Origin of the sequence: Kitasatospora sp. NPDC088134 (assembly GCF_044741705.1) — a bacterium.
Lineage (GTDB): Bacteria > Actinomycetota > Actinomycetes > Streptomycetales > Streptomycetaceae > Kitasatospora.
The window spans coordinates 37,305-53,245 of sequence record NZ_JBIUTD010000016.1; the positions used below are offsets into that span (position 1 = coordinate 37,305).

The window sequence follows — 15,941 nt, forward strand, 5'->3', positions numbered from 1 at the left end:
GCCGACCGATCCGCCGACCGGCCCGTCGGCCGATCCGCCGACCGGCCCGCCACCCCGTTCACACACCTGTGCGGAATTGGTGGCAGACGTTCGTCTCCGCGAAAGATCCCTTTGGCTGGCCGCACGCCCGGATTGGCAACAACGTTGGCATGCGAGTCGCCATCGTCACCGAGTCCTTCCCGCCCGAGGTCAACGGCGTGGCCCACAGCGTGCTGAGGGCCGCCGAACACCTCGTCCGGCGGGGTCACCAGCCGCTGGTGATCACCCCCGCTCCGGCCCGGGGCGCGCACTGCCCGCCGCAGTCCTTCGGCCCGGACCGGGAACCGCTGCCGGTGGTGCGCGTCCCCTCGATCCCGCTGCCCCGCTACCCGCAGGTGCGGATCGCGCTGCCCAGCCGCAAGCTGGCCGCCGCGCTGACCGCCCACCGGCCGGACGTGGTGCACCTGGCCAGTCCGTTCATCCTCGGCGCGCGAGCCGCCCGGCTCACCGAGCGCCTCGACCTGCCCACCGTCGCCGTCTACCAGACCGACCTCGCCGGGTACGCGCAGGCGTACCGGATGGGGCGCGGCGTCGGCTCCGCCATCGCCTGGGCCCGCATCCGCTCCGTGCACCGCGCCGCCGCCCGCACCCTGGCCCCGTCCACCCCCGCCGCCCAGGACCTGACCGCGCACGGGGTCCGCCAGGTGCGGATCTGGGCCCGCGGCGTCGACTCGGTCCGCTTCCACCCCGACCACCGCGACGAGGCCCTGCACCGCGCGCTCGCCCCCGGCGGCGAGGTGCTGATCGGCTACGTCGGACGGCTCGCCCCCGAGAAGCGCGTCGACCTGCTCGCCGAGGCGTCCCGGCTGCCGGGCGTGCGGGTGGTGGTGATCGGCGACGGTCCGAGCGCGCCCGCGCTGAAGGCCGCGATGCCCGGCGCGGTGTTCCTCGGCCGCCGCACCGGCGCCGAACTCGCCCGCTGCTTCGCCACCTTGGACCTGTTCGTGCACACCGGTCCGCTGGAGACGTTCTGCCAGACCATCCAGGAGGCGATGGCCAGCGGCGTCCCGGTGGTCGCCCCCGCCGTCGGCGGACCGCTCGACCTGGTCGGCCACCGCCGCACCGGCCTGCTGGTCGCCCCCCGCGACCCGGGCGCCGTCGCCCGCGCCGTCGCCTCCCTCGCCGCCGCGCCCGAACTGCGCGCCCAGTACGGCGCCGCCGGACGGGCCGAGGTCACCGACCGGACCTGGGAGGCGGTCGGCGACCAGCTCGTCCAGCACTACGAGGACGTCATCGCCGAGCACCGCCGGCAGCTCGCCGCCACCCTCGCCGTCCCGGCCACCCCGGCACCGCCCACCGCCGTTCCGCCCACCGCCGTTCCGGTCGACGGCGTTCCGCCGCAGATGCCGGTCGGGCCCGGCGTCCCGACGCCCCGCCGGTCCCCGGGCGCGGCGGCCGCGCAGCCCGTGGTGGCGGAGGGCACGGAGCAGCCCGCCCCGGCGGACCCGCGCGGCACGGAGCTCCCGGCCGCCGAGAGCCCGGCGCCCGCCCCGACCACCCGGAGCGCACCGTCCGAACCGGCCGCACAGGCCCCGCAGGCCGCGCAAGCCGCCGCCGTGGTGGTGCCGATCCACCCAGGGGGCGTGCCGCGCCCGGCCGCCGCCGTCCGGGGCGGGGCCGACCTGGTCGAGGAGCAGCCGGCATGAGCGGGGGGCTGCGCATCGTCCGGGTGGCGAACTTCGTCACCCCGGTCTCCGGCGGTCTGCGCACCGCACTGCGGCACCTGGGCGCGGGCTACCTGGCGGCGGGGCACCAGCCCGTCCTGGTGGTGCCCGGCCCGGCTCGCGGCGACGAGTGGACGGAGCAGGGGCGGGTGGTGACGCTGCCGGGCCCGCTGGTGCCGGGGACGGGCGGCTACCGGGTGCTCCGGGACCGCCGCGCGGTCGAGGCCGTGCTGGCCGAGCTGGCGCCGGACCGGCTGGAGGTGTCGGACCGCACCACGCTGCGCTGGACGGGCGAGTGGGCGCGGGCACACGGGGTGCGGTCGATGATGGTGTCGCACGAGAGCGCCACCGGCGTGATCGGCGCGTGGGGGGTGCCGCCGGCCGTCGCGCGGCGCCTCGCCGACCGGCTCAACTCCCGTACCGCGCGGGCCTACGACACGGTGCTGTGCACCACGGCGTGGGCCGCCGAGGAGTTCCACCGGATCGGGGCGGCCAACCTCGCCCAGGCCCCGCTGGGCGTCGACCTCGACGCCATGCACCCCTCCCGGTACGACCCGGCGCTGCGCGAGCGGCTCGCCGACCCGCACCAGGTGCTGCTGGTGATGTGCTCGCGGCTGTCGGCGGAGAAGCGGCCCGAACGCGCCCTGGACGCGCTGGCGGAGCTGCGCCGGCGGCACCGCGTCCCGGCGGTGCTGGCGGTGGCGGGCACCGGCCCGCTGCGGGCCCGACTGGAGCGGCGGGCCACCGAACTGCGTCTGCCCGTACGGTTCCTGGGACACCTGGCCGAACGCTCCGCGGTGGCGTCCCTGTTGGCCACCGCGGACGCGGTGATCGCGCCCGGCCCGGTGGAGACCTTCGGACTGGCCGCGCTGGAGACCCTGGCCTGCGGGACGCCCGTGGCGGTCAGCCGCTCGTCCGCGCTGCCCCAGGTGGTCGGCCGGGGCGGTCTCGCCGCGATCGACTCCGGCCCCGAATTCGCCGACGCGGTACGGGAGTTGCTGGACCGCCCGGAAGCGGAGCGGCGCGCCGCGGCCCGCGCTCGCGCCGAGGAGTTCAGCTGGGACGCTGCCGCGACCGCCTTCTTGACCGCGCATCACGCACCACCGGTCCCCGTCCCTGTCTCCGCCCCCCTCCCCACGACCGGCTGACCGCGCCCTCCCCCTCTTCCCCTCCCCCTTCCCCTCTGCCCCTCCCTCCTCCGCCTTCCCGGGCCCCGGGACCCGGGCCTCCCCGGGCTCCGGCACCGGGTGCGTGCACCGGCGCGTCCCCGTGCCCGCGCAGACCCATCCCGTCTCCACTTCGCCCCACCGGAGGGACGTCATGACAGTTCGGTTCGCGGCACTCGGCGACTCCCTCACCGAGGGCGTCGGTGACCCGGTTCCCGGCGGGTGGCGGGGGTGGGCGGCGCTGCTGGCGCCCAGCCTCTCGCCGGACGCCGTGGAGTTCCGCAACCTCGCCGACAGCGGCTCGCTCAGCCGCGACCTGCTGGTCTCCCAACTGCCGACCGCGCTGGCGTTCCGGCCCCGGTACGCGGCCGTGGTGGTGGGCGGCAACGACACGCTGCGCGCTTCGTTCGACCTGGAGCTGACGGCCCGTCACTTTGCCGCCGCGCTCTCCTCCTTGACGTCCGCCGGTGCCGTTCCGCTGACCGCCTGCCTGCCCGATCCCGGTCGGCTGCTCGGGCTGCCGGCCCCGTTGGCGCGTCCGCTCGCACGCCGGATGCGCGGGGTGAACGCGGTGGTGCACGGGCTGTCCGAGCACTACGGCGCGGTGCACCAGCACCTGGCGGACCTGCCCTGGACGCAGGACCGTTCGCTGCTGAGCGTCGACCGGCTGCACCCCAGCGCCGCCGGGCACCAGCTGATCGCCCGCGGGTTCCACGCCCTGCTGGCCGAGGCCGGCCACCCGGTGGGGGCGGCGCCGGAGGAGTTGGCCGTCAGGGCCCCGAGACCGGGGGCCGACCTGTGGTGGATGCTGACCCGGGGCACCCGCTGGGTCGCCGCCCGCTCCACCGACCTGCTGCCCGGACTGGTGGCCCTCGCCGCCCTGGAGGCCCGCCACCTGCTGCGCGGCTCCACCCGGCGGCTCGACCGGGACGAGGCTCGCGCCACCGCGGAGATCGTCGCCCGCCTCACCGCCACCGAAGCCCGTCCGGCCCCGACCCCGGCCGCGAGCGGCACCCCCGCCGCCGGACCGGCCCCCGACACCGGCACCGGCACCGCATCACAAACGGCCGCCCACGGCGGACGGTGACGACCGGCGGTGACGACCAACGACGACCGACGACGACCGACGGCGGGCCGGACAATGGCGGGATGACTCTCCCGAGAATCCGCGTGGCCGCGTACGTGATCCGGCACCGCCCCGGCCCCGAACTGCTGGTGTTCGACCACGTGGGCATGCCGGAGGCCGGCACCCAGGTCCCCGCCGGAGGGGTCGAGGCGGGCGAGCCGCCGGAGGAGGCCGTGCTCCGCGAAGTCGTCGAGGAATCAGGGCTGTTGACGGCACGGGTGGTACGGCTGCTCGCGGTGGACGACCGGCCGCACCCCGAAACCGGACAGCTGCGGCGCACCAGCTTCTTCCACCTCCGGGCGCCCGAGGACGCCCCCGACGCCTGGGAGCACCTTGTCCGCGGCGCAGGGGACGATGCGGGCCTCCGCTTCGCCTGCCGGTTCGTCCCGCTCCCTCTCGACCGCCCCCTGGCCGACGGCCAGGACAGCTGGCTGGAGCGCATCGACCTCTCCTGACCAGCCGTCCGGCGGGGCCGCCCGAGGCGGCACCAGGCCGCGCGGCGAGGCGGCACAGGACAGCGCGAGGCGGCCCGGCGCGCCGGGTGCTACCAGACCTCGCCCTCCCGCCACTCGAGCAGGGTGAGGTCGGCCGACGGGTCCAACTCCCTTCCGCCGCCGAAGAGGTAGATGCCGCCGTCCTCCTCGGCGGTGCGCATCCGCCCCTGCGGGCCGAGCGCCCAGGTCGGGCCGGTCCACGGCAGCCAGCCGCGGGACAGGTAGAACGGGATGCCCTCCTCGCTGGCACCGAGCGCGCCGAGGTCGTACGCGGCGTACACGATGCGCTCCGCCTCGGCCATCAGCCGGCCGCCGACGCCCCGGCGCCGGTGGTCGGCCCGGACGACCACGCCCTCCACGTAGCCGACCCGCAGAATCCGCCCGCCGCTGGACAGCCGCCGCTGGACCACGGCGGCGTGGCCGATCAACTCCGCGCCCTCGTGGGCCAGGACGTGCAGACCGCCGAGGCAGTGCGTCCAGTCCTCCTCGGTCATCTCCGCGCCGAACACCTCGAACAGCAGGTCGCGCGCCGCCCGCCGGGTCGCCGGGTCCAGTTCCGCCGTGTGCACCGTCCGCACCGTCACCATGGCGGCATCCTCGCACGTGCCCCCCTTCCACGCGCCCTCCTTTCCAGTCTGCCGAACCGCCGCCGCCCGACCCGCTGTCTTCCGACGCGTGGCGGCGCCGTTCGGGGCACCCGGCGTCGTAGCATCGGGCCCGGAGAGCGTCCACGACCCGCCGGGAGGCACTGCGCATGGATGTCGGTTTCGTCGGACTCGGGGCGATGGGTCGGGCGATGGCCCGCCGGCTGCTCGCGGAGGGGCACGCGGTGCGGGTGTGGAACCGTTCGCCGCAGCCGGTCGCCGAACTGGTCCGGGGCGGCGCCTCGGCCGCCGGGTCGCTCGCCGAGGTGTTCGAGCAGCCGGTGGTGATCTCCATGCTCGCGGACGACCACGCGGTCGAAGTGCTGCTGCTGGACGAGGAGTTGCTGTCCTCGGCGCGGGCCGGGGTGCACGTCAACATGGCCACGGTCTCCCCCGCACTGGCCCGCCGGGCGGCCGAGCTGCACGCCCGGCACGGCCTCGGGTACGTCGCCGCACCGGTGTTGGGGCGGACGGACGTCGCGGCGGCCGGGAACCTGAACATCCTGGCCGCCGGGCCGGCCGCCGAACTCGACCGGCTGGCACCGCTGTTCGAGGCGATGGGGCGCCGCACCTGGCCGCTCGGCGAGGACCCGGCGGCCGCGAACGTCGCCAAGGTCTCCGCCAACTTCCTGCTGGTGTCCGCGATCGAGGCCTTCTCCGAGGCCGCCGCGCTCGCCGAGGCGAACGGCCTGGACCCGGCCGCCCTGCTCGACGTCCTCACCGACTCGCTCTTCCCCGGGCCGGTGTATGCGGGCTACGGCGCGATGATCACCCGGCAGTCCTTCGAACCGGCCGGCTTCCGCCTGGCCCTGGGCCTGAAGGACGTCGACCTCGCCCTGTCGACCGGCACCGCCTCCCGGGTCCCGCTGCCGCTCGCCGCACTGCTGCGCGACTCGCTCCTCCAGGCCATCGCCCACGGCCACGGCGAGCAGGACCTCGCCGCGATCTCCACCACCTCCCGCACCCGGGCGAACATCTGACGCTCCGTCCGGGACGCCCCGGGCGCCCACGACGCCGAAGCGGCCGGCCTACCGGCGGACCGGCCGCAGGTAGCGGGACCAGATCAGGGCCTTGCGGTACGGACCGCCCCCGTCGCTGTCGTACTGCGGCTCGTCGAACGCCACCCAGTAGGCCAACTCCCCGACTTCTGCCTGGGGGTGGACCACCGGCTCCGGGGCTACCAGAGCATCGACGACGCCCTGGAACTCCGCCCGCCAGGGACCGTCCCACCCCCGGTCGCGAACGACCGTCACCCGGGCGCCGGCGGCGAGCGAACCCTCCGGCCGGACCCGAACCGGCGAATCGCCGTGGATCGCCCGACCTTCTTCCGCCATGCGGCCAGCATGCACGAACCGACCCGTCCCGGCCATCGATGTGCGCCGCCCATGGGGCCCGAACCCCGAACCCCCTTTTCGTCGTATTGACGACAATGGGCGGCATCCTTTATCGTCATTACGACGAAAAGAAAGGACACCGCGACTCCCATGGCCGACATCACGCGCCGCTTCGGCTTCCGGCACCTGCGCTCCGCGCCCACCAGCCACATCCGCCACCTGCGCGGCGGCCAGCTCGCCCACGAAGGCACCGGTCTCGCCTTCTGGTTCCGCCCGCTCACCGCCGCGATATCCGAAGTACCGGCGGAGGACCGCGAGTTGGCGATGATGTTCCACGCCAGGACGGCCGACTTCCAGGACCTCGCGGTGCAGGCCACCGTCACCTACCGGATCAGCGACCCGACCGTCGCCGCGACCCGCCTCGACTTCGGCATCGACCCGGACACCGGCGCCTGGCGCTCCGAACCGCTCGCCCAACTCGGCACCCTGCTCACCGAAACCGCCCAGCAGCACGCCCTCCAACTGATCGCCCACGCCCCGCTCGCCGAGACCCTGGTCGACGGCGTGACCACCGTCCGGGAACGGATCGCGGCGGGCCTGGCCGCCGAATCCCGGCTGGCCGAGATCGGGTTGACGGTGCTCGCGGTCCGCGTCACCGCCGTCCGCCCGGAGGCCGAGATGGAGCGGGCGCTGCGCACCCCGGCCCGCGAGCAGGTCCAGCAGGAGGCCGACCGGGCGACCTACGAGCGGCGCGCCGTCGCCGTCGAGCGGGAACGCGCGATCGCCGAGAACGAGTTGGAAAGTCAGATCGAACTCGCCCGGCGCGAGGAGGAGTTGGTGGCACAGAAGGGCACCAACGCACGGCGCGACGCGGAGCAGAAGGCCGCCGCCGACGCCGTGCGGACGGATTCCGAGGCGGCCCGGCGCACCCGGCTGGCCGTGGCGGAGGCCGAGGCGGCCGGCACCATGGCGGTGCAACAGGCCGAGGCGGCAAGGGCGTTGGGTGAGGCGAAGGCGGCCGCGGAGGCGGCCTGGCTGACCGCGCACCAGCAGGTCGGGCCGGAGATCCTGCAGGCGCTGGCGCTGATCCGGCTGGCCGAGCACCTGCCGCGGATCGACAGCATCACGCTCACCCCGGACGTGCTGACCGGCCTGCTCACCCGGCTCTCCAGCCCGGCGACGACCCCGGCTGCGGGCGCCACCGCGGGCGCAACTGCGGGCACGAGCACGGGCGGTGCCGAGGTGCCGGTTCGATGAGTCTCGCCCCGCGCGTGGTGCTGGTCCACCGGCGCACCGAGTACGAGGAGTTGATCGCGCACCACGGGACGCGGGGCCAGGCCGAGTTCTTCCTCGCCCGGCGCGGCCGTTCGCTGGCCGAGGCCGAGCAGCGGCACCACCTGGCCCGGGGCGCGCTGGCCGAGGTGTCGGCGGCGGTGCCGCTGGACTGGCGGCAGACCCGGGTGGAGCGCTCCGACCTGGACCGCTTCCTGTTCGGCCCGGAGGACCTGGTCGTGGTGGTCGGCCAGGACGGGCTGGTCGCCAACACCGCGAAGTACCTGGCGGGGCAGCCGGTGATCGGGGTGGACGCCGAGCCGGGCCGCAACCCGGGCGTGCTGGTGCGGCACCGTTCGGCGCAGGCCGGCGTGCTGCTGCGGGCGGCCGTCGCGCCGGGCGTGGAGCGGCGGTTGGAGCTGCGGACCATGGTGGAGGCGGTCGCGGACGACACCCAGCGACTGCTGGCGCTGAACGAGATCTACCTGGGGCAGCCCGGCCACCAGACCGCCCGCTACCGGCTGGCGGCGCCGGGCGGCGCGGCCGAGTCGCAGGCGTCCTCGGGCGTGCTGGTGGGGACGGGCACCGGCGCGACCGGCTGGTGCCGCTCGGCCTGGCTGCAGCGCTCCAGCCGCCTGGAACTGCCGTCCCCGACCGCCCCGGGCCTGTCCTGGTTCGTCCGCGAGGCCTGGCCGTCCCCGGTGACGGGGACCTCCCGGGTCGAGGGCCTGCTCGGCGCGGAGCAGCACCTCAGTCTGACCGTCGAGTCCGAACGCCTGGTCGCCTTCGGTGACGGCGTCGAGGCCGACGCCCTGCAGCTGACCTGGGGCCAGACCGTCCAGGTCGGCCCGGCCGCCCAGCGCCTCCACCTGCTGGTCTGACCGGGCCCGCGCTCCCTCCGCCGGGGCCGCGTCCGCCGCCGCCCCGTCGTCGAACAGTGCGGCGCACACCGCCTCCGGCGCGGGAACACCTCCTCCGCCCCGGCCGGTCGTCCGCCGGGTCTCCGTCCGGGGTGCCTACGATGGGGGGACGGGACGGTTAGGAGAACCGATCATGGTGCAACGCTTCGCCCTCACGTTCCCCGGGGAGACCGGCGGCCATGCCGAGCAGGACGTAGTGGTGGTGGAGGCCACCGGAACCAGGGGGCCGGGTGGGCATCCGGTCTACACGGACCCGTCCGGGATCGTGCAGGCCGAGATCAGTGATCGCGGGGAGGTCCGGATGCTGGCCAGCGGCGGCCACCAGAGCCCCCGCACGCCGGTCCACGCCGAACCACTCGACTGACTCCGCCGGCCCCGCCCCGCCCTCGTCCACGGGCTGTCAGGGGCGCCACGGGCTGCCAGGGGCGTTCGGCAGGGAGCGGGAAAGCGCTTACCGACCGGGTTCGGTAAGCGCTTTCCCGCTCCCTTCCGAGCGCCCGGTCACCAGCGCGGGTGCACCTGGGCGCGCAGTCGCCGGTCGTACAGCTCCCGGACGGCCCGCAGGGTCTGCTCCGACAGCGGCGGCAGGGCCGCCGTCTCCGCGTTGACCCGGGCCTGGGCGGGGTTGCGGGCGCCGGGGATGACGGTGCTGACGCCGGGCTGCTGGACGATCCAGCGCAGCGCGGTCTGCGCGGAGGTGGCGCCGGGCGGGGCGAGCCGGGCGAACTCCTCGGCGGCCTCGACGCCGGTGGCGAAGTCGACGCCGGAGAAGGTCTCGCCCTGGTCGAACGCGGAGCCGTCCCGGTTGTAGGTGCGGTGGTCGTCCGCGCCGAACAGGGTGTCCTTGGTGTACTTGCCGGACAGCAGGCCGGAGGCCAGCGGCACCCGGGCGATGATGCCGACGCCGGCCCGCGCGGCGGCGGGCAGCACCCGGTCCAGGGGCTTGAGGCGGAACGGGTTGAGGATGATCTGCACGCTGGCCACGCCGGGTCGGGCGATCGCGGTCAGCGCCTCCTCGCAGGTCTCGACGCTGACGCCGTACGCCGCCGTGCGGCCCTCCTCGACCAGGGTGTCGAGCCCGTCGAACACCGCGTCGCTGGAGTAGACCGAGCTGGGCGGGCAGTGCAACTGCACCAGGTCGAGCCGTTCGACGCCCAGGTTGCGGCGCGAACGGTCGGTCCATTCACGGAAGTTGGCGAGGGTGTAGTTCTCCGGCAGCTGCGGCAGCCGGCGGCCGAGCTTGGTGGCGACCATCAGGCCCGGGTCCTGCCGCTCCTTCAGGAAACGGCCGATCAACTGCTCGCTGCGGCCGTCCCCGTAGACGTCGGCGGTGTCGAAGAAGGTGACGCCCGCGTCCGCCGCGGCGTTCAGCACCGCGAGCGCGTCGTCCTCCAGCACCGCGCCCCAGTCGGCGCCCAACTGCCACGTCCCGAGGCCGATCACCGACACCGGACGCCCGGTCCTGCCGAGTACACGCTGTTCCATGCGGCCGAGCCTGCCACAGCGCCGCGCCCGCCCCGACCGCCGACACTCCGACCGCCGCACGGGCGACGACGGGGGCCGTCCCGACGGGGCGCCGCCGCCCCGGTGCCGGGAGGGCAGCGAGGCGGCGACGGGGAAGGCGGGCGTAGCAGGGCCCGGGCGGGGAGGGTCAGACGTTGACGCCGTAGTCCAGGGCGATGCCGCGCAGGCCGGAGGCGTAGCCCTGGCCGATGGCGCGGAACTTCCACTCGTTGCCGTAGCGGTAGAGCTCGCCGAAGACCATCGCGGTCTCGGTGGAGGCGTCCTCGGAGAGGTCGTAGCGGGCGACCTCGGTGCCGTCGGCCGCGTTGACGACCCGGATGAAGGCGTTGCGGACCTGGCCGAAGCTCTGGTGGCGGTTCTCCGCGTCGTAGATCGACACCGGGAAGACCACCTTGGCGACCTGCGGCGGCACGGCCGTCAGGTCGACCTTGATCTGCTCGTCGTCGCCACCGCCGCCACCGGTGAGGTTGTCACCGCTGTGCTCGACCGAGCCCTCGGGGCTGCGCAGGTTGTTGTAGAAGACGAAGTGCTGGTCGCTGAGCACCCGGCCGCCGTCGCCGCAGAGCAGCGCGCTGGCGTCCAGGTCGAAGTCGGCGCCCGTGGTGGCCCTGACGTCCCAGCCGAGGCCGACGATGACGTTGGTGAGCCCGGGCGCCTCCTTGGTCAGCGAGACGTTGCCGCCCTTGGCGAGCGTGACTCCCATGTGTGCCCTCCTGTGGTGTCCCCGTACCGGGCCCGGCAGTTCGACTCGGCGGCTGTCACCCGGCCGCGCGGCCGGGATCGGGCCCCGGTCTTGAATCTACAGCACTGTAGATCAGTTCGGAATCCGCCTGCCGACCCGTCCCCCGCCCCGCCCCTCGACCCTTTCCCGCCGGTCGCCCCCTCGGACGACGCCCCCGTCCGGCGCGCCGGTTCCGTCGGCCTTCCGCACCGCGCGGACCTGCGGGCATAGGCTCGGTGCGGAGGTGCCACGATGAGCGAGGACACGACGGTTCCCGGGATCGATCCGCACGTGCCGCCGAGCGGCGACGGCTGCGTGGAGTGCCTGGCGGGCGACGGCCAGGGCTGGTGGTTCCACCTGCGCAGGTGCGCGGCGTGCGGGCACATCGGGTGCTGCGACTCCTCGCCGTCCCAGCACGCCACGGCGCACGCCCGATCGGCCGGGCACCCGTTCCTGACCAGCTTCGAGCCCGGCGAGGACTGGTTCTGGAACACCGAGACCGAACAGTTCTACGAGGGCCCGCCGCTGGCCGGCCCGACCGCGCACCCGGTCTCCCAGCCCTCCCCGGGCCCGGCCGGGCAGGTCCCGATCGACTGGCAGCAGCGCCTGAACTGAGGCCCCGCCGCCTAGAGTTGCCCCGTGCGCGGCAACGGCGGAGGCAACGGGCGGATGGGCGAGCGGGTGGACGAGCAGGTGGGCGAGCAGCAGTGGGGAACGGTGCGGCGGCTGGCGGACTGGCTGGCCGAGGGCAGCACCCAACCCCCGGAGATGCAACGGGTGTTGCAGTGCCTGAAGCTCAGCGAGGAGGCCGGGGAGGTCGCCGAGGCGGTGATCGGCGCGCTCGGCCAGAACCCGCGCAAGGGGTTCTCGCACACCTGGGACGACGTGGCGGACGAACTCTGCGACGTGGTGATCACCGCGATGGTCGCACTCGTCCGGGTGCACCCCGACCCGGCCGCCGCGTTCGACGCCCACCTGGCCAAGGTCGCCGCCCGGGTGCTGCCGCCGCTCGACGGCACCGCCGGGGACCGCGACGGCCGCCCGGCCTGACGGGACTCGGCGACGGCCGCCCGGCCTGTTGACGGGGCTCAGCGTTGACGGGGCTCAGCGGTGGCCGACGGCAAACAGCAGGATCACGAAGCCCGCGAACAGGTGGGTACCCGCGATGTAGATGGACGCCCGGATCAGCATCTGCTTGCGACGCGCCTTCTCCTCGCGCACGGCTTCGCTGGTCACACCGGACCCCTCTCCTGGTCTCCGCCCGGCCGCGTCCACGGCCGTCCCGCGGCCGCCGGGCCCTCTGAAGGGTAGCCGTAGCGGGCCCGTGGCGGAGATCACTTGGGCGCCAGGGCACCTACGGTGGCGTAAGTCACTTCACAAGGTGAACCATCTCCCCCATGGCCGACTACCAGGAGACCCTTGCCCTCACTTCCTACGCCGCTCTCGGGGACAGCTTCACCGAGGGCCTGAACGACCCCGGCCCGGACGGCCAGTTCGCCGGCTGGGCCGACCGGCTGGCCGGGATGCTGGCCGAGCTGCGGCCGGAGCACGACTTCCGGTACGCCAACCTGGCCGTCCGGGGTCGCCTGCTGGACCAGATCGTCGCCGAGCAGGTCCCGAAGGTCCGCGAGCTCCGGCCCGACCTGGTGACGCTGTGCGCGGGCGGCAACGACATCCTGCGCCCGGGCAGCGACCCGGACCTGATCGCCGAGCACTTCGAGTCGGCCGTACTGGAACTGCGCGAGAACGCGGGGACGGTGCTGATCTGCACCGGCTTCGACACCCGCAACGTGCCGGTGCTGCGCCACCTGCGCGGCAAGATCGCCACCTACAACGCGCACCTGCGGGCGATCGCCGACCGCAACGGTCTGGCCGTCGCCGACCTCTGGTCGCTGCGCGCGGTGCACGACCGCCGGGCCTGGTCCGACGACCGGCTGCACCTGTCGCCGGAGGGCCACCAGCGGGTGGCGCTGCTCGCCGCCCGCTCGCTCGGCCTGCCGGTGGCGTCGGACCCGGAGGCGGCCTGGCCGCCCGCGCCCGTCAGCAGCCCCGCCGACCAGCGTCGGGAGAACCTGCAGTGGGCCCGGACCTTCCTGCTGCCGTGGGTCGGCCGCCGCCTGCGCGGCGAGTCCTCCGGCGACCACGTCGAGGCCAAGCGTCCGGAACTGCTCCCGCTCTGACCCGCACCCCGGCCCGACGGAGCACCATCTGCCGCCCCGGGCCCGCGAGGCTCCATGGGACCGGGCCCACACGGCTCCACCGGGCCGGGCCCGGACAGCACTGCGGGCCGCTCCGCCCCCACGCGGATGCGGCCCGCAGACCCCATTCGAGACCCCAGCCTCGCCTTATTCGACGATCAGCTCCACCGGAATGTTCCCGGCCGTCGCCTTGGAGTACGGGCAGACCTGGTGGGCCTGCTTGACCAGGAGCTCACCGGTCTCGCCGGCCAGCTCCTCCGGCAGCTCGATCCGGAGCACGGCGGAGAGGCCGAAGCCGCTCTCGTCCTTGCCGATGGTGACCTCGGCGGTCACCGAGATCTCGGAGACGTCGACCTTGGCCTGCCGACCGACCACGCCGAGCGCGCTGGAGAAGCAGGCCGCGTAGCCGGCCGCGAACAGCTGCTCCGGGTTGGTGCCCTCGCCGCTGCCGCCGAGCGCGGGCGGCGGCGACAGCTTGAGGTCGAGCCGGCCGTCGGAGCTGACGGCGCGGCCCTCACGGCCGTTCGCGGTGGCCACAGCGGTGTAGAGCGCGTCCATGTCCTGCGTCTCCTTCGTCTTCGTTCGTCTGCGTCTTCGTCGTGCGTCGTTCTTCGGACCGGCCGCCCGAACCGGCTGCCCGGCGCGGCCGTCCGCCGCCCTCTTCGGCGTCCGGGGCCCCGCCCTGTCCTGACGACAACTATAGCACACAATTCAATTGCGCACAACTGAATCGACCACGCGCTACCCTGGACCCATGACCTGGCACGGCGACAACCAGCCGCCCGCGGACGGGAGCACCGCCCCCGCGGCCCCCTCGACCCGCGCGGCCCTTGCGGCGGGCCTCGATCCCGCACTCGCGGAGGCGGGCGACCTGCTCCTGCTCGACCAGCAGATCTGCTTCTCGCTGAACGCCGCCTCCCGCGCCTTCGGCACCGTCTACCGCACGGCGCTCAAGGACCTCGGACTGACGTACCCGCAGTACCTGGTGATGCTGGTGCTCTGGGAGGACGGCGAGATCCCGGTCAAGCAGCTCGGCGAACGCCTGCGACTGGACTCCGGCACGCTCTCCCCGCTCCTGAAGCGCCTGGAGGCGGCGGGCCTGGTCGCGCGCGAGCGCAGCCCGCAGGACGAGCGCTCGGTCCTGGTCTCCCCCACCCCCGCCGGCCGCGCCCTGCGCGAACCCGCCCGGGCCGTCCCGCGCCACATCATGGCCGCCGCCGCCCTGCCACTCGAGGACGTGCGCACCCTGCGCGAACTGCTCGACCGCGTCACCGCCAACCTGGACGCCGCCGAAAGGGCCTGACGCCCCGCCACCCCCGCCCACCGGGAGGGCGCGCAGCCCGGGCCCGGGCCCGCGCGTCCCGGCAGCCCCGGGGGTCGCCCGCTTCACTCGTTCACGGCGGCAAGGACCTCTAGCGCCTGCTACACCTACTCACGGTAGCAAGACCTTCTAGCGCCCGCTTTGGCCATTCGCGCCCGTAATACCCTCTAACGAAAGTGATGCGCCATCACTATCACTTAACGTTCAAACGGACACTACGACTCGTAACGCTCGACTTCCTCGACACTGCGCACACCGGCCCGACCCGGATCCTCGCCCGCGTCGACGCGCGCCCGTCGCTGGCGGAGCAGGTCCCAGCACTGGTCGAGCCGCTCCTCCAGGTCCTTCAGCTCGCGGCGCTCGGTCAACGGGTCGATGCGCCCTTCGGCGAGCGCGGCGCGCAGGTCGCGCTCGGCCGCCACCATCTCACTGATCCGGTCCAGGATTCGGCGGTCCGCGCCGCCGTCCGCACGCTGCTCGGTCACCGGGTCCTCCTCGCCACCACTACCGCCCCCACCCGATCCACTCTAGGAACGGCGTCCGGCCGCCGCGAGCCGGACCGGACCGGACGGCACCTCGCACTCCCAGGTCAGATCACTCGCCACGCCGTTGCCCCGAACGAGGGAGCGGAATTGACAGTGCATCAGGCAAGGCGACAGGATCACTTATTGAAAACGAATCCCACTTCCACTTTCCCTCCGAAAGGCCCCTCATGTCGCTGGACGTCTCCCCCTCCCTGCTGGCCCTCGCCGAGCGCGACGAGGTCGCCGACGCCGACTTCCTCGCCACTGTCCGCACCTCACTGCCGTACGCCTACCGCCTGGTCAACGACCTGACCGCCGAACTGGAGATCACCGACACCGAGTTCGCCGACAACACGGTGGCCCCGAGCGAGGCCGAGCGCGCCCAGTTGCTGCGCGCGCTGGCCAGCGACTCGATCCGCGGGGCGCTGGAGCGGCACTTCTCGGTGAAGCTGGCATTCCAGAACTGCCACCGCCTGGCCGTCTTCCACCCGAACGCCGAACACACCGAGGCCTACCGGAAGTTCACCTCGCCCCGGGCCCAGCTGCTGAACCAGTCCCCGGAACTGCGCGACTGCTGAGCGCCCCGGCCGACCGCCGCCCACCGAGCCCCTGCCCACCGCCTGCGCCCGGTCGCCCCACCGACCAACTGCCCGGCCGCACGCCACGCACGCGACACGTTTTCGCCCTTCTTGCGCAGGCTTGTTCGCATTCGGGGCCGCACCCCGGACTGCTTGGCCGAACTGTCCATGGTGGAGCGGAAGTTGTGCTGGCAAAACCTGCTCCGGGCGAACGACTTCGAGCACGCCCACATGCTGGTCGAACGCTCCGGCGAGGCCCCGGACCGGTTCGCGGGCTGCCTGTGGACGGCCGACTGGTACGCGGCGCGGGACGACCGCGTCCGGGGCGAGGTGGATGCTGCCGGCGACGCACAAGTTACTGGTGGCCGTACATGCGGTGGGACGCGCTCCCGGACGCCCCGTACTCCGGTCGCCCC

The 15,941-nt window shown here is 74.3% G+C and carries 18 protein-coding genes and 2 pseudogenes; 13 read left to right on the plus strand and 7 right to left on the minus strand.

The features are described from left to right. Positions 1–149: 149 nt before the first annotated feature. From ACIOHG_RS23705 to ACIOHG_RS23720, 4 genes and pseudogenes are all read left to right on the plus strand, one after another. Positions 150–1,301, plus strand: a pseudogene (locus ACIOHG_RS23705) (glycosyltransferase family 4 protein); the annotation flags it as partial. Positions 1,302–1,681: 380 nt separating this feature from the next. Continuing rightward, entirely contained in the window at positions 1,682–2,851 is a 1,170-nt protein-coding gene (locus ACIOHG_RS23710) for a glycosyltransferase (protein ID WP_400953589.1), read from the plus strand. A 172-nt stretch (positions 2,852–3,023) separates the two neighbouring features. Continuing rightward, positions 3,024–3,956, plus strand: a complete 933-nt coding sequence (locus ACIOHG_RS23715) for an SGNH/GDSL hydrolase family protein (protein ID WP_400953590.1) — start codon at positions 3,024–3,026, stop codon at positions 3,954–3,956. Positions 3,957–4,018: 62 nt separating this feature from the next. After that, positions 4,019–4,450, plus strand: coding sequence for an NUDIX domain-containing protein (locus ACIOHG_RS23720; RefSeq protein ID WP_400953591.1), 432 nt, complete (start codon positions 4,019–4,021; stop codon positions 4,448–4,450). 89 nt (positions 4,451–4,539) lie between these two features. Here ACIOHG_RS23720 and ACIOHG_RS23725 read toward each other — a convergent pair whose 3' ends face one another. Further along, positions 4,540–5,076, minus strand: coding sequence for a GNAT family N-acetyltransferase (locus ACIOHG_RS23725; protein WP_400953592.1), 537 nt, complete (start codon positions 5,074–5,076; stop codon positions 4,540–4,542). Between the two features lie 152 nt (positions 5,077–5,228). Here ACIOHG_RS23725 and ACIOHG_RS23730 point away from each other — a divergent pair. Continuing rightward, positions 5,229–6,113: pseudogene (locus tag ACIOHG_RS23730) on the plus strand (NAD(P)-dependent oxidoreductase); the annotation flags it as partial. A 48-nt stretch (positions 6,114–6,161) separates the two neighbouring features. Here ACIOHG_RS23730 and ACIOHG_RS23735 read toward each other — a convergent pair. Continuing rightward, positions 6,162–6,467 (minus strand): ferrous iron transport protein A, encoded by a 306-nt coding sequence (locus ACIOHG_RS23735; protein ID WP_400953593.1) that lies wholly within the window; start codon positions 6,465–6,467, stop codon positions 6,162–6,164. A 150-nt stretch (positions 6,468–6,617) separates the two neighbouring features. On the opposite strand from ACIOHG_RS23735, the gene ACIOHG_RS23740 reads away from it, so the two are divergent. The 3 genes from ACIOHG_RS23740 (at position 6,618) to ACIOHG_RS23750 (ending at position 9,023) form a co-directional block, all read left to right on the plus strand. Next, positions 6,618–7,724 carry an SPFH domain-containing protein gene (locus tag ACIOHG_RS23740; protein WP_400953594.1) on the plus strand — a complete coding sequence of 369 codons (1,107 nt, stop codon included), beginning with the start codon at positions 6,618–6,620 and terminating at the stop codon, positions 7,722–7,724. Beyond that, complete coding sequence (locus tag ACIOHG_RS23745; RefSeq protein WP_400953595.1) at positions 7,721–8,620, plus strand: hypothetical protein; 900 nt, start codon at positions 7,721–7,723, stop codon at positions 8,618–8,620. Before ACIOHG_RS23740 ends, ACIOHG_RS23745 begins: the two co-directional genes overlap by 4 nt. A gap of 172 nt (positions 8,621–8,792) precedes the next feature. Continuing rightward, positions 8,793–9,023 carry a DUF6296 family protein gene (locus ACIOHG_RS23750; protein ID WP_400953596.1) on the plus strand — a complete coding sequence of 77 codons (231 nt, stop codon included), beginning with the start codon at positions 8,793–8,795 and terminating at the stop codon, positions 9,021–9,023. Between the two features lie 137 nt (positions 9,024–9,160). On the opposite strand, the gene ACIOHG_RS23755 is transcribed toward ACIOHG_RS23750, so the two are convergent. Both ACIOHG_RS23755 and ACIOHG_RS23760 read right to left on the minus strand, forming a co-directional pair. Further along, on the minus strand, positions 9,161–10,144 hold the full coding sequence (locus ACIOHG_RS23755; protein WP_400953597.1) for an aldo/keto reductase: 984 nt from the start codon (positions 10,142–10,144) through the stop codon (positions 9,161–9,163). Between the two features lie 166 nt (positions 10,145–10,310). After that, on the minus strand, positions 10,311–10,886 hold the full coding sequence (locus ACIOHG_RS23760) for a TerD family protein (protein WP_400953598.1): 576 nt from the start codon (positions 10,884–10,886) through the stop codon (positions 10,311–10,313). Between the two features lie 270 nt (positions 10,887–11,156). Here ACIOHG_RS23760 and ACIOHG_RS23765 point away from each other — a divergent pair, with 270 nt between their 5' ends. Then, a complete protein-coding gene (locus ACIOHG_RS23765; RefSeq protein WP_400953599.1) occupies positions 11,157–11,519 on the plus strand; it encodes a UBP-type zinc finger domain-containing protein in 363 nt (120 codons plus the stop codon). A gap of 24 nt (positions 11,520–11,543) precedes the next feature. Further along, entirely contained in the window at positions 11,544–11,954 is a 411-nt protein-coding gene (locus ACIOHG_RS23770) for a MazG-like family protein (RefSeq protein ID WP_400953600.1), read from the plus strand. A 54-nt stretch (positions 11,955–12,008) separates the two neighbouring features. On the opposite strand, the gene ACIOHG_RS23775 is transcribed toward ACIOHG_RS23770, so the two are convergent. After that, complete coding sequence (locus ACIOHG_RS23775; protein WP_400953601.1) at positions 12,009–12,140, minus strand: DUF6126 family protein; 132 nt, start codon at positions 12,138–12,140, stop codon at positions 12,009–12,011. Positions 12,141–12,301: 161 nt separating this feature from the next. On the opposite strand from ACIOHG_RS23775, the gene ACIOHG_RS23780 reads away from it, so the two are divergent. Further along, entirely contained in the window at positions 12,302–13,084 is a 783-nt protein-coding gene (locus tag ACIOHG_RS23780) for a GDSL-type esterase/lipase family protein (RefSeq protein ID WP_400953602.1), read from the plus strand. A 165-nt stretch (positions 13,085–13,249) separates the two neighbouring features. Here ACIOHG_RS23780 and ACIOHG_RS23785 read toward each other — a convergent pair whose 3' ends face one another. Then, entirely contained in the window at positions 13,250–13,660 is a 411-nt protein-coding gene (locus tag ACIOHG_RS23785) for an organic hydroperoxide resistance protein (RefSeq protein WP_400953603.1), read from the minus strand. A gap of 196 nt (positions 13,661–13,856) precedes the next feature. On the opposite strand from ACIOHG_RS23785, the gene ACIOHG_RS23790 reads away from it, so the two are divergent. Further along, positions 13,857–14,405 carry a MarR family winged helix-turn-helix transcriptional regulator gene (locus ACIOHG_RS23790; RefSeq protein WP_400953604.1) on the plus strand — a complete coding sequence of 183 codons (549 nt, stop codon included), beginning with the start codon at positions 13,857–13,859 and terminating at the stop codon, positions 14,403–14,405. A 233-nt stretch (positions 14,406–14,638) separates the two neighbouring features. On the opposite strand, the gene ACIOHG_RS23795 is transcribed toward ACIOHG_RS23790, so the two are convergent. Next, a complete protein-coding gene (locus ACIOHG_RS23795; protein ID WP_400953605.1) occupies positions 14,639–14,908 on the minus strand; it encodes a DUF2630 family protein in 270 nt (89 codons plus the stop codon). Positions 14,909–15,135: 227 nt separating this feature from the next. Between ACIOHG_RS23795 and ACIOHG_RS23800 the strand changes: the two genes are divergently transcribed. Continuing rightward, complete coding sequence (locus ACIOHG_RS23800) at positions 15,136–15,525, plus strand: SCO5389 family protein (RefSeq protein ID WP_400953606.1); 390 nt, start codon at positions 15,136–15,138, stop codon at positions 15,523–15,525. The last annotated feature ends 416 nt before the right edge of the window (positions 15,526–15,941 follow it).